Here is a 12,767-nt window from a genome sequence, read left to right as displayed (position 1 = left end):
CCGCGGGAGGAGCCACCATGCGGTTGCACCTCATCGACGGCACCTACGAGCTCTTTCGCGCCCACTTCTCCAAGCGGCCCGAGCACCGCGCGCCCGGCGGCTGGGACGCGAAGGCCACGGTGGGCGTCGTCGCCTCGCTGCTCGCGCTGCTGCACCACGTGGACGAGGAGGTCACGCACCTCGCCGTCGCCTTCGACAACCCGATCCGCTCGTTCAGGAACGACCTGTTCGCCGGGTACAAGAGCGACGAGGGCATGGATCCCGTGCTGCGCGCGCAGTTCGATCCGGTCGAGGAGGCGGTGCGCGCGCTCGGGGTCGTCGTCTGGTCGATGGACGCCTTCGAGGCGGACGACGCGCTCGCGACGGCGGCGGCGCGGTTCCAGGGCGACGTGGAGCAGGTGCGCATCCTCAGCCCGGACAAGGACTTCGGGCAGTGCCTCTCGGGCGATCGGGTCGTGCAGGTCGATCGCCGGAAGGAGCGCGTCATCGACGAGGCGGCGATGCGCGCCGCGCGGGGCGTGGCCCCGGCGAGCATCCCGGACTTCCTCGCGCTGACCGGGGACGACGCCGACGGCATCCCGGGGCTCGCGGGCATCGGCGCGCGCACGGCGGCCGCGCTGCTCGGCGCCTACGGGCACATCGAGCGGATCCCGGGCGATCCGGCGGCGTGGTCGGTGCCGGTGCGCGGCGCGGATCGGGTCGCGCGCGCGCTGGTCGAGCAGCGGGAGGACGCGCTGCTCTACCGCACGCTGGCGACGCTCCGGACCGACGTGCCGCTCGCGGAGCGCCTCGACGACCTGCGCTTCCGCGGCGCGCCGCGCGGCCGCTTCGAGGCGTGGTGCGACGCGATGGACGTGCGCACGCTGAAGTCGCGGCCGACGCGCTGGGAGTGAGCCGCAGGTGAGCGGAGCGCGCGGCGCCCGCGGCGTACGCCCACGCGGTCAACCGCCGGGCGGCGGGTAGACGCCTGCTCCTCCGAACGACGAGGCGAGGAAAGCGAGCGCCCGCTCCAGCGTTCCGAAGCAGGGCACGCCTGCGGCCCGCAGCGTCGGCACGTCGATCATCCGCGTCATGGGCCATTGATCGACCGTGGGCTTGTAGACGCGCCCGGGCGGGAAATGATCGCTGAGCCACCCCTTGATATCGCGCGTCCGCTCCCAATCATCGCTGTGCTCCCAGCGCGTTCCCGGCAGGAGACCAGGTCGCTCCTGACCGTCCGGACCGATGAGGGGACGGCCAGCCATGAGCTCGACGCAGGGCAAGAAGAGCACCTCGTACTCGCGGCACATCAGCACGACCGCCACGGGGAAGGGCGGATCGAGCTCGCGCACCCAGGAGGCCATCTGCGGCCCTCGTTCTCTGGGACAGGCGTCGTCTTCGTCTCGAAGGATGAGCAGCGCACCAGCGTCGCGCTTGGCGCGGACGAGGCCGATCCCCTTCTCGATCCCCTTGCGCTGATGCGTGCTCTTGCAGGTGATGGCGCGTGCCCAGTGCTGCCAGTGACCGGCTTCGTGCCAGAGCCGCGTGATCAGGTTCTCCGCGGCTCCCAGCTCGCCTTCCCCCTCGACGAGGATGTAGCCCTTCATCGCTTCATTCCGCGGCGGTGAAGGGCAGCTCCTGCTGCAGCCCCTCCATGCGCATGACCTCGCCGAGGGTCATGAGCCCGCTCTTGACCACTTCCCGTTGGCTCGCGCGCATCGGCGCGACCACCGTCTCCCCCTCGGCGCGCATCACCACGCGCACCTCGTCGGGCTCGACGAGGTCGAGGAGCTCCGGGCTGTGCGTCGTCACGATGACCTGGCTCCGCTTCGTCGCCTGCTTCAGGTGGTCGTAGAGGAGCGGGATGGCGCCCGGATGCACGGTGAGCTCGGGTTCCTCCACGCCGATCACCGGTACCGACGGCTCCTGGAGGAGCGCCGTGATGATGCCAGCGACGCGCAACGTCCCGTCCGACTCCTGCGTGGCGTCGAACCACTTCGGCTTCTTGTTCGGCGAGACGTGCTGGAACTGGACGACGAGGTAGCTCGCGGCCTGCGCCACCTTGATGTCGAGCGTGTCGCCGGTGAGCTTGTTGAGCGCAGCGATGAGGTCCGGTTTCCATGTGGCGGCGGGTTGGTCCTTCAGGACGGAGACCCAGTTGTCGCCGTGCCGGCTCATCGGCTTGGTAGGGCTGTACTTCTGCGGAGCTCGCAGCGTGTCCGGGAAGATCGCGTACACGGCGATGTTCTGGAGCGCGTGGACGAGCTCCTCGAAGCGCTCGTCGCCTCCGATCAGCTGCAAGGCCAGGTTCTTCTTATCCAGCGGCGGCCGGAGCCCCTCCGGCCCGTCCTGCCACTTGCCGCCGCTGACCCGGAAACGGAAGCGTCCGTTGCCGCGGATGACGTCCGCGTCCTCCGATTTGACCTCGTACTCCTCGGCGCTCGATCCGGTCAGCTCGAAGCCGTACTCAGCCCTCCCGGACGGCAGCGTGAGGCCCACCCGGAGGACGACGTTGAACGGGTGCCCGCCGCTCCAGCGACGGACCGCCCCGATTCCGTGGCGCATGGTGATCGCTCCCGAGAGGCCCATGTGCATCGCGTCCGCGACGAACCGCAACGCGTCCATGACGTTGCTCTTTCCGGATCCGTTCGGTCCGACGAGCACGGTGAGCTTCCCGAACTCGATCCGGACGTTCTCGCCGAGGCTCCGGTAGTTCGAGACGGTCAGGTGGGTGATCATGCGTGCTCCAGCGGGCTCTTCCGATCGGGTGATGCGCTCGTGCGCGAGGAGTATACCGCCTCATGCCTCCGGCTTCGGGCGAGCCTGCTCCCGCGGGCGCGCGGCATCGCCGTCGGGTGCACGATCCGCTCCAAACGAGCGCTCGCCGGCTCCATCGAAACGGGAAAAACCGGCGCTTGCCGCGGCGCACGGCCTACCGCACTACTTCGCGGGGGGCGGCGCCGGCGCCTTGAGCTCGGCGAGCACGCGCTCGCGGATGAGCGGCAGCGGCGGCGACCCGTGCGCGAGGAGCGCGTCGTGGAATCGGCGCAGCGAGAACGCCGGGCCCAGCGCCGCCTTCGCCTCCTCGCGGAGCTTCAGGATCTGGAGCTTGCCGAGCGTGTAGGCGAAGTAGCCGGGGTCGAACGTCGCGCGCAGCGCCTGCTCCCGCGCCGTCGCGCGGTCCTGGGCGCAGTCGTCGACGAAGCGGCGCTCGGCCTCGTCGAGCCCCATGCCCTCGGCGTGCACGCCGAGCGACACGACCACCCTGCAGTTGCGCAGCAGCGCGTCCGCGAGCTGACCGAGCCGGCTCTGCGGGTCCTCCTTGCCGAACCCCTGCTCGATCATCATCTGCTCGGCGTAGTGGGCCCAGCCCTCGACGAACGAGTAGCTCTCGAACATCCGCTGCGCCTCGGTCGGCGCCCGGTTCACCCACAGGCCCTGGACGAAGTGCCCCGGGTAGACCTCGTGCACGGTCGTCGAGAGCAGCGTCCCGCGCGGCATCACGTACTCCTCCTGCTCCCTCTTGGGCCAGGAGGGGTCGGGCTTCGTGATGTAGTAGAACGCCTCGAGCCCCTTCCGCTCGAACGGCCCCGGCGCGTCGAGGAACGCGGAGTTCCAGCGCATGTACGGCGGCGTCTCCTTCACGATCGCCCGCTCGTCGGACGGCAGGCTCACGATCTCCCGGTCCACGACGAACCTGCGCGACGCCTCCATCATCCGCGTCGCCTCGGCGAGGAGCTGCTCCGCCTTCGGCCGGGTGGGCTTCACCTTCCTGGCGAGCTCCTGGTAGGCCGCCTTGTTCGCCGCGAGGTCCTCCTCGCCCATCCTCTTGAACTCGGCGAGCGGCATCGAGAGCCCCTCCTGCGCGAGGAGGAGCCTCCTGTACCGCGCCTCCCCGAGCACGTGGCTCGCGTCGCCCTTCGGCAGCTCGACCTTGGCGAGGTGCTCGGCGAGCCGCTCCGCCGCGTCGGCGAGCGCGGCGTTCGTCGCCTCGAAATCGGCCTGGAACGCGGCGTCGCCCACGCCCTTCAGCAGCTTCACGACGTCGCCGCGCAGGTACTCGGCGTAGCCGCGGAAGATCTTCACGGCGACCTCGAGCACCGGCTTCGGCAGCGGGCTCGCGAGGTTCTCGAGGACGCGCGGCACCTGCGCCAGCGCCGCCTTCTCGTGCTCGAGGAGGCGCCTCGCGCGCTCGGGCAGCGGCGCATACGCGCGATCGAGGTAGTGGTTCACGCCGAACAGCTCGCCGTAGAACTGCGGCCGCCGGCGCCACTCCTCGAGATCCCTGCCGTGGAAGAGCTTGAGGTCGATCTGCTGGAGCAGCAGCGCGCGGTCGAGCGCCTCGTCCGGCGAGAGCGCCGCGGCGTCGATGGCGGCGAGGGCCGCGCGATCGCGCTCGAGGCGCGCGAGCCTCCGCTCGATGGCCGCGGCGGAGTAGTCGCCGACCTTGCCGTCCTGCTCGTGCAGCCCGCGCGAGCGCGCGAACGCCGGCTCGTCCGCCGCCCACTCGCGCAGGATCCGATCGCGCAGCGCCGCGAACGGCTCCCGCGGCGCCTCCTCGGGCCGCGCGGGCGCCGCGGCCGCGGGAGGCGCCGCCGCGGGTGGGGCCGCGCCGGCGGACGGAGGCGGCGCCGAGGCGCCCCCGCTGCAGGCGGCGAGCGGCGCGAGCGCCGCGGCGAGCGCCGCGAGGCGGCGCGACCGCGGGCGGCGGGCGGGCGTGGGGGCAGGTGCGGCCATGGCGGGCCGGAGCCTCTCAAACCGGCCTGGGCGGGTCAACGGCGCAGGCGGGTCACTGCTCGCGGATCGCTCGATCGATGATCGTGTCCACGTGCGAGAGCGCGTGGTCGAGGTCGAAGCAGCGCGCGAGCTCGTCCGGGGCGAGCAGCGCCGCGACGTCGGCGTCCTTGGCCAGGTTGTCGCGGAAGCGGCCCTCGCCCGCGATGGCGCGCATCGCGCAGCGCTGCACCATCTCGTAGGCCGCCTGCCGCGGCCGGCCCTTCTGCACGAGCGACAGCAGCACCGCCTCGCTGAAGAAGAGCTCGCCCGTGCGGTCGAGGTTCTCGCGCATCTTCTCGGGGTAGACGACCAGCCCGTCCACGAGCCCCGCGGCGCGATCGAGCATGAACCCGAGCGTCGAGGTCGCGTCGGGGGCGATCATCCGCTCGACCGACGAGTGCGAGATGTCGCGCTCGTGCCACAGCGGCACGTTCTCGAGCGCCGGGATCACGGCCGCGCGCACGACGCGCGCGAGGCCGCACAGGTTCTCGCTGAGGATGGGGTTGCGCTTGTGGGGCATCGCGCTCGAGCCCTTCTGGCCCACGGAGAAGCGCTCCTCCGCCTCGCGGACCTCGGTGCGCTGCCAGTGCCGCACGTTGGTCGCGAGCCGCTCGATGCCCGCCGCGATGAGCGAGAGCGCGGCGAAGAACTCGGCGTGGCGGTCGCGCGCGACGATCTGCGTCGAGACCGTCTCGGGGCGCAGGCCCAGGGCGGCGAGCGCGCGCTCCTCGATGCGCGGCGACAGGTGCGCGTACGTCCCGACGGCGCCGGCGATCTTCCCGACCGCGATCGCCTGGCGCGCGGCGCGCAGGCGCGCCCGTCCGCGCTTCATCTCGGCGAGGTGGCCCGCGAGCGCCAGGCCGAACGTGATCGGCTCGGCGGCGATGCCGTGGCTCCTGCCGATCATCGGGGTGCGCCGGTGCTCGTCCGCGCGCCGCGCGAGCGCGTCGCAGAGCTTGTCGAGGCGCGCCGAGAGCAGGTCCGCCGCGCGGACGAGCAGGATCGCGAGGCTCGTGTCGAGCACGTCGCTCGAGGTCATCCCCCGGTGCAGCCACCGCGCACCCTCGCCCGCCAGCTCCTCGACGTGGGTCAGGAAGGCGATGACGTCGTGCTTGACCGTGCGCTCGATCGACTCGATCCGCTCCGGATCCAGCGAGAGCTGCTTCGCCCGGATCCCTTTCGCGACGCCTGCGGGCACGAGGCCTTCGGCTTCCATCGCCTCGCAGGCGGCGAGCTCCACCTCGAGCCAGGTCGAGAATCGGGTGGCGGGCGACCAGAGCTCTTCGAATTCGGACGGGGTATAGCGGGGGATCATGGGCGGGACGCTGCGAAGGTCTGGAGGGTGCGTCAAGGATGGAGTGGCCCCGGACGCGCGCCGACGCTTGGAGCGCGCCGCGCGACGCTTGCGGTCGCGCGGCGCGCTCCAAACGTTGGCGCCCGATGCCTACCGAAGCACCGGCGCCCGCGCGCCCCGACCAGGGCAGGCCGATCGTCCGCCCGCCGTCCACCGAGAGCGATGCCGCGCCCGAGACCCTGCCCGCGGGGGCGAGCGAGCCGACCGGAGCCGCCAGGGCGCCGGCGGACCTCCCGCGCGAGCCCGGGCGGGGCGAGCCCGCGGGGCGCGCCGCCGCCGCCGCCCCCGCGAGCGAGCCGGCCCGCGCGAGCGCGCGCGCCGGCCGCCGCGTGAAGCCGTACATCGTCGTGGTCGCGATGGACCTGTCCGAGCCGGGCGGGCGGGCGTGGCGCTTCGCCTTCGATCTCGCGGCGCTCCGGGGCGAGACCGAGATCCACGCCGTCGTCGTCGGCCCACGGCAGGTCGCCCCCGCCGTGCGCGACGTGACGGTCCCGGGCGCCCCGGGCGCGTCGTCGCCGCCCTCGCTCCGGGTGCTCCAGCACCGCTTCGCGGACGGCCAGGCCCGGCTCATGGCGATGCACTTCCGCACCGGCCGCCCCGACAAGGCCATCGTCTCGCTCGCCCGGGAGCTCGGCGCCGATCTCATCGTCGTGGCCACGCACCCGCAGTCGCCGCTCCAGCGGCTGTTCGGCGGCTCGACCGCCGATCGGATCGCGCGGAACGCGCCGTGCCCCGTCGTAATCGTTCGCCCCAAGGAGGGCGACGACGCCGACGCGGCCGAGTACGACCCCAGGCTGCGCTGACGGTCGGCGCGCGGCCCGCCCTGCGCCGCCCTTCCCCAGGCGCGACCTGCCGCGCGCTGGACGCCCGCGCCCGACCTACCGCGCGCCGGAGGCCGGCGGCGCGCTGGCCTCCGCCGCCGGGCCGAGCTTGTCGGGCGCGCCGACGCCCTCGGCCGTGCCCCCCTCGCGCGTGTCGGCGTACCCCCACGCCACGCCCGCGGCGTCGACGAGGATGTTGTTCGCGTCGCCGATCGGCATCGGGTCCAGCGCGACGGCGTGCCCCCGCCGCGCGAGGTCGTCGAGCGCGGCCTGCGGCGGCGGCGTCAGCCGCTCGACGCGCACCCGGTCCGGCATCCACTGGTGGTGGATGCGCGCGTGCCGGACCGCCTCGTCGATGGTCATCCCGTGATCGACCAGGTTGCGGAGCACCTGGGCCACGGTGTTCGGGATCGTGTCGCCGCCGGGCGAGCCGAGGAGGAGCGCGATCTTGCCGTCCCGGCTCACGAGCGTGGGCGTCATCGAGCTCGCCATGCGCTTGCCCGGCGCGACCGCGTTGATGCCCGTCTCCGAGAACGCGCCCATCGCGTTGCCGAGCAGGATGCCCGTCCCGGGGATCACGATCTTCGCGCCGAAGCTCGCCGACTGCGTGGTCGTGCACGAGACCGCGTTGCCCGCCGCGTCGATCACCGAGAAATGCGTCGTCTGCGGGGACTCCGGCGCGAGGGCGTCCGGCGCGCCCGCGATGTCGCCCGCCGGCGTGGCGCGCTCCGGCTCGATGGGCGGGCTGCGGCGCATCAGGGTGCTCCCGTCGAGGAGCTTGGCGAGCAGCTGCCCCGTCTCGGGCGGGACGAAATCCGGATCGGCGCCCACCTTGCGCCGATCCGCGTACGCTCGCTTCGCCGCCTCGACGAACAGGTGCAGCGACAGCCCGGAGTCGACGGGGGCCTCGTGCGCCTTCACCCGCTCCAGCGTGAGCATGATCTCCGCGAGCGCGACGCCGCCCATCGACGGGGGCGGCATCGTGTCGACGGTGAAGCCGCGGTACGAGAACCGGAGCGGCGCGCGCCATTTCGCCTGGTAGGCCCGCAGGTCGTCCTCGGTGATGTGGCCGCCGCGCTCGCGCATCGCCCCGGCGATCTTCCGGGCGATCGCGCCCTCGTAGAACGCGCGCGGCCCCTCGGCGGCGAGCGTCTCCAGGGTGCGGGCGAGATCGAGCTGGCGCACCAGCTCGCCCTGGGCGAGCGGCCCCTTGCCCCGCCCCCAGATGGCGCTCGCGGCGCGGTCGGCCTTCAGCCGCGGCCACGCCCAGCGCAGCGTCAGCGCCTGCCGCGCGCCGAGGCGGTGCCCCTTGCGCGCCAGGGAGATCGCCGGCGCCAGGAGCTCGGCGAGCGGCCGCGTGCCGAACCGCTCGTGCGCCAGGGCGAGGCCGGCGACCGAGCCCGGGACGCCGGCCGACGCGTAGCCGTGCGCGCCGGCGCGCACCATGGCCATGTTCGACGCGGTGGTCACCGACGCGGGCGCGGCCTCGCGGAAGTCGATCGCCTGCGTCTCGCCGTTCGCGAGGCGGACCATCATGAAGCCGCCGCCGCCGATGTTGCCCGCGCTCGGGTGGGTGACCGCCAGCGCGAACGCGACGGCCACCGCTGCGTCGATCGCGTTGCCCCCGCGCCGCAGCACGTCCGCGCCGGCGCGCGTCGCGTGCTCCTCGACCGAGGTCACGAGCCCCGCGTCGCCGCGCACCGCCCGCGCGCCGCCCGCGGCGAGCGCGATCGGCGGATCCGGGGATGGCGGCTCCGGCGCCGCCGCGGCGGCCGCAGGTTGCGCCGCGGCGCTCGCGGCCTTGGCCGCCGCGGCGGCGCTTCCGGGGGCCGGCGCGCTGGAGGTCGCGGGCGCCGCCGCGGGCGGGGCGGGCGGCGTGCGGGCCTCGCAGCCGGCGAGCAGCGCGAGGGCGAGCACCCAGCGCGGCCTCGAACGACGATGCAGGGTCATCAGGGTGGGCGCGAATCTACTACGGTGCCGGAGAAAGCCAGGCCGGGCCGCGCAGGGCGACCCGGCCCGGGGATCGGTTCATGGCTCGAGGCGCGCTCCCCGGCGGCGCGCGACGGGCCGCGGAGGAGCCTCGCCTGGAGGCGCCTCCGCGGCGGCGCCTGCGCCGTCGGGGGCGCCGGGCCCCGCTCAGGACCGCTTGCGACGGCGCGCGGCGGCCACGCCCGCGCCCGCGACGAGCGCCGCGAGCCCGGTGCCCGCGAACGGCGCGGACGAGGACGACCCCGGCGCGGCGGCGCAGGAGACGCTGGCCTCGGCCTCGGCGTGCGCGTCGACCTGGATCTCCAGCGTGCTCAGGTAGTCGAGGCAGTCCTGCAGGCTCCCGACGACATCGACGTACTGGCCGTTGCAGAACAGCGCGCCTTCCGGCTGGGAGCACTTCGTCTTGCACCCGCCCTCGAGATCGACCGTGCAACTCGCGTTGCAGTCGATGTTGCAATCGAAGTTCGCCTCGGCCTTGCACTGCCCCGAGCAGCTCGCGTCGCACTTCGCTTCGCAATCGGCGCTCGGCGGCGTCACCTCGCAGCTCGCGCTGCACTCGCCGTCGCAGCTCGCCTCGCACGCCCCCTTGCACTCCGCCTGCGCGCTGCCCCCGCCGGCGTCCGCCGCGCACTTGCCGCTGCAGTCCGCCTTGCAGCTCGCCGAGCAGCTCGCCCTGCAGTCGAAGCGCCCGGGGTCGACTTCACACTTGGCGGAGCAATCCGCGGAGCAGTCGACGTTGCACTCGGCGGTCACGTTGGCGTTGCACCGGCCCTCGCACTTCCCGGCGCACGCCGCCGTGAGGTTGATCGGCTTGCAGCTCGTCTCGCACCCGCCCGAGGTGCGGAACTCACATGCCGCGCTCGCAGCTAGCTGGATATTTCCACAAGCCTCCGGGCCGGGCGCGGCCGACGCGGAGGAAGCAATGGCGAAAGGAAGAGCAAAAGTGAATGCGCTCACAAAAAGCTGAGCAATGGTCCGTCGCATGTCAATTCTCCTGGGTTGAGAGCGCGGGTTCCGCGTGTGGCCTCTGCGGGTGTTGCAATCGGACGACCAGCACTACCCCTTGAAGCATTTCCCTAGAAAAAAATCTCGACGGTCGTGCTCGCTCCGCCGTGGCGTGTCGAGGAGTTCACGGCGCGATGGCGCGACATGCCACACTGATCGCATGTCCGGACAGGTGAGAGATCCTGCGGTCCGGTGATCAGCGGCTCACAGTGTCGGCGATCAGCCCTTTCCCGTAGCGCGCCACCACGCCCTTGCGCGCCCTGCCCGGGGTCGGTTGGCTGAGGAAGTCGCCGCCGACCGCCCAGAAGGCCCCTTCCCCGTCGGCCCAGACGGCGTGCAGGTCGGCATACGGCTCTTCCGTGAACTCGTCGATCCAGGCCCCATCGACGAGGCGCTGCTTGAGGCCTCCATAGCCGACGATCGCGACCTCGCCCGGGCGGCCGCAGGCGACGCCGTTCACGTCGTTGGTGAGCTCGATGTCGAGGCGGCGCCACGCCTCGCCGTCCGAGCGGAGCACATCTCTCCCGCCGACCGCGTACACCTCTTCACGGCCGCAGCCGGCGGCCGTGAACAGGGTGCCCTGCGCGATCGGCGGTTCGGACTGCAATTCCCAGGTCGGGCCCGCGCGGTGCCAGATCACGCCGAATTCACCGACGGCATAGAGGTCGTCGGACGACTCCCCCCAAACCTTGTAGAGCGCGCGGCCGGGCGCCTCGGGCAGCGGCTCTCTCGACCATGCGCTGCCGTTCCAGTGAAGGACGATATCCTTCTCCACCCCCGCGCCGCTGCCGGGCGTGCCGCCGACGGCCCAGGCGTCGTCGGGAGCGAACGCGATTACGCCCCACAGCGTAGCGTCCGTCCCGGTCTCGTGCTCGGTAAACGCTGCTCCGTCCCAGCGCGCGGCGCGACCGCGCTCGCCGACCATCCAGACGTCCTTCGGCCCGGAGCCGGACACCCACCAGAACGTCTCCTCCCCGCCGGCAGGGAGCTCGCGCCACGTCGACCCATCGTAATGCAGCGCGAGCGACGCGCGCCCGGTGTTGCCGAGCGGCCCCCCGACGGCGAACACGTCGTCCGGCGCCGACCCCCAGATCGACAGGACCGCGCGATCGAGGTCGCCCTCGTCGAGCAGCACGCGCCACGCCGGCGGTCCGTCCTCGGACGGCGGCGTCGCAGGATCGCCGGGGCAGCCGGCGAGGGCGGCCGCCCCGAGCGCCATCGCGGCAACGGGATGCAAGCAGGTGCGCATCGGGGTGAAGACCAGCCTGGAGGGATCCTGTCGACGCGCGCGGCGCGCGCCTGTCCGGGGCTCAGTTGCAGAACACGTCGTCCTGCTTCGGATAGTAGTAGACGAAGATGTTGCAGTGCTCGTTCTTCTCGACGATCGGGCCGAACGTGTAGCAGCAATCGAGCTGCTCCTCGGAGGTCCCGTTCTTTGTCGCGTCGTACTCGTCGAGGCCGCTGCAGCCGACGGAGGGGTCCGGCGGCTGCCACTCGAAGGTGCAGCCGTACCAGACGCCGCCGTTCTTCGGGAGCTCCAGGTCGAGCTGCGGTGCGATGAGCATCGGCGGGTCGTCCCACGCATTCGAGGTGTAGAAGCGATCCGAGGCCGGGGGCGTGCCGATGGATGTGCCGTCCCACGCGTACATGTCGAACTGCGTGCCCCGGCTGTGGAAATGGCCGTTGGCGCCGATGACCCGCACGGGAGAGGGGCTGTTGATCTGGCACGAGCCCTCGAACGTGGGCCGCGGATTCGACTGGCAGACGCGGATCGATTGCTTTGTCGCGAAGACGGTGCCCATCTCGGCCGTCACCTGCTCGTCGGGCAGCGACCAGAAGTTCACCCGGACGCGGCCGACCGCCTGGGGGGTCTTCTGCGACGTCGCGTTCACGTAATGCGTCTGCAGCATGAGCCACTCGTCGGGCTGGAGGACGTTCGCGACGCCCTCGGGGAACTCCCAGTCGAGCCGGCCGTTCTGCTGCGAGTTCGCGATGAGCGGCCAGTCCGCCCAGTTGGGGCTCTTGAAGCACTCGCCCACGCCGTTCTGGTTCTTCTGGATGAGCCCGCCCTCCGGCCCCAGCCCCTTGATGGTCCGCACCCGGAAGATGTTCATGTGGTGCGAGCCGTCGCGCTGCGCGATCTGCACGCGGTGGAGGTTCACGGGCGCCCGCGGGTCGAGCCCGTTCGACGCGGCGAGCTCGCTGACCTTGAAGAAGTAGCAGTCCTGCTGCTCGACCCCCGGAGGCACCTCGATGTCCTCCGTCTGCATCTGGAAGCCGTCGCCCACCGGAGGCGGATCGAGCAGCGACTCGTCGACCGTCGGCCCCGGACCGGAGCCCGTCGAGCCCGGTCCAGGGCCCGGGCGGTCGTCAATGCAGGCAGCGGCACCCAGCACAAGGGCAAGCAAACCGAACGTCAGCCGTCGAGCAGCCATGAGGTCCTCCAGGCAATGCAGCAGCAATGATGGAGATATACACCCTCGGGCAATTTCAGGACCATCATGTCACGCGGCCGGCAGGGATCCGGCGCGAGCCGGGCCGTCGTGGCCGAACGGGGGTAGGAGCTGCTAGGATGTGGGAGAGGTTCAACCATGGCGGCGTCCAAGAAATGCGGTCCACACACGGAGCTCGCCTCGAATGAGGCGACGCGCGTCACCCGGTGCGGGTGCGGTACCGTCCACGTGACACTCCTCGGCCCCGGCGTGACGTTTCGCATGCCGGCGGACGCGTTCCGCGGCGTCGCCTCCGGGCTCAAGGCGGCGGCCGACCGGCTTGACGACGACGCCCGCTTCGGCACGACCTCCATCAATTAGCTTGCGCGCCCGCCGCGGTGCGGCCTACCA

The 12,767-nt window shown here is 72.4% G+C and carries 11 protein-coding genes; 3 read left to right on the top strand and 8 right to left on the bottom strand.

Going from position 1 to position 12,767, the window contains the following annotated elements:
• Positions 1 to 17 precede the first annotated feature (17 nt).
• Positions 18 to 893, top strand: a complete 876-nt coding sequence (locus NQZ70_RS48665; protein WP_129580320.1) for a 5'-3' exonuclease H3TH domain-containing protein — start codon at positions 18 to 20, stop codon at positions 891 to 893.
• Between the two features lie 48 nt (positions 894 to 941).
• Here the strand turns inward: NQZ70_RS48665 and NQZ70_RS48660 are convergent, their stop codons facing one another.
• From NQZ70_RS48660 to purB, 4 genes are all read right to left on the bottom strand, one after another.
• Entirely contained in the window at positions 942 to 1,586 is a 645-nt protein-coding gene (locus tag NQZ70_RS48660) for a DUF4276 family protein (protein ID WP_129580319.1), read from the bottom strand.
• A 4-nt stretch (positions 1,587 to 1,590) separates the two neighbouring features.
• Positions 1,591 to 2,718, bottom strand: coding sequence for an AAA family ATPase (locus NQZ70_RS48655; RefSeq protein WP_129580318.1), 1,128 nt, complete (start codon positions 2,716 to 2,718; stop codon positions 1,591 to 1,593).
• A 201-nt stretch (positions 2,719 to 2,919) separates the two neighbouring features.
• Positions 2,920 to 4,716 carry a DUF885 domain-containing protein gene (locus NQZ70_RS48650; protein WP_129580317.1) on the bottom strand — a complete coding sequence of 599 codons (1,797 nt, stop codon included), beginning with the start codon at positions 4,714 to 4,716 and terminating at the stop codon, positions 2,920 to 2,922.
• 52 nt (positions 4,717 to 4,768) lie between these two features.
• Positions 4,769 to 6,070, bottom strand: coding sequence for an adenylosuccinate lyase (gene purB / locus NQZ70_RS48645; RefSeq protein ID WP_129580316.1), 1,302 nt, complete (start codon positions 6,068 to 6,070; stop codon positions 4,769 to 4,771).
• A gap of 125 nt (positions 6,071 to 6,195) precedes the next feature.
• Here purB and NQZ70_RS48640 point away from each other — a divergent pair, with 125 nt between their 5' ends.
• Positions 6,196 to 6,912, top strand: a complete 717-nt coding sequence (locus tag NQZ70_RS48640; protein WP_129580315.1) for a universal stress protein — start codon at positions 6,196 to 6,198, stop codon at positions 6,910 to 6,912.
• 75 nt (positions 6,913 to 6,987) lie between these two features.
• On the opposite strand, the gene ggt is transcribed toward NQZ70_RS48640, so the two are convergent.
• From ggt to NQZ70_RS48620, 4 genes are all read right to left on the bottom strand, one after another.
• Entirely contained in the window at positions 6,988 to 8,880 is a 1,893-nt protein-coding gene (ggt, locus tag NQZ70_RS48635) for a gamma-glutamyltransferase (RefSeq protein ID WP_129580314.1), read from the bottom strand.
• Positions 8,881 to 9,066: 186 nt separating this feature from the next.
• Complete coding sequence (locus tag NQZ70_RS48630) at positions 9,067 to 9,672, bottom strand: hypothetical protein (protein ID WP_237244730.1); 606 nt, start codon at positions 9,670 to 9,672, stop codon at positions 9,067 to 9,069.
• A 448-nt stretch (positions 9,673 to 10,120) separates the two neighbouring features.
• A complete protein-coding gene (locus NQZ70_RS48625) occupies positions 10,121 to 11,161 on the bottom strand; it encodes a hypothetical protein (RefSeq protein ID WP_237244729.1) in 1,041 nt (346 codons plus the stop codon).
• A gap of 73 nt (positions 11,162 to 11,234) precedes the next feature.
• Complete coding sequence (locus NQZ70_RS48620; RefSeq protein ID WP_129580312.1) at positions 11,235 to 12,359, bottom strand: hypothetical protein; 1,125 nt, start codon at positions 12,357 to 12,359, stop codon at positions 11,235 to 11,237.
• Between the two features lie 156 nt (positions 12,360 to 12,515).
• Between NQZ70_RS48620 and NQZ70_RS48615 the strand changes: the two genes are divergently transcribed.
• A complete protein-coding gene (locus NQZ70_RS48615) occupies positions 12,516 to 12,737 on the top strand; it encodes a hypothetical protein (protein WP_129580311.1) in 222 nt (73 codons plus the stop codon).
• Positions 12,738 to 12,767 lie beyond the last annotated feature (30 nt).

It is taken from the genome of Sorangium sp. So ce836 (assembly GCF_028553905.1).
In the GTDB taxonomy this organism is placed as follows: domain Bacteria; phylum Myxococcota_A; class Polyangia; order Polyangiales; family Polyangiaceae; genus Sorangium; species Sorangium cellulosum_D.
The sequence above is the reverse complement of the archived record's forward strand: the minus strand, read 5'-3'. Positions and strand labels throughout refer to the sequence as shown.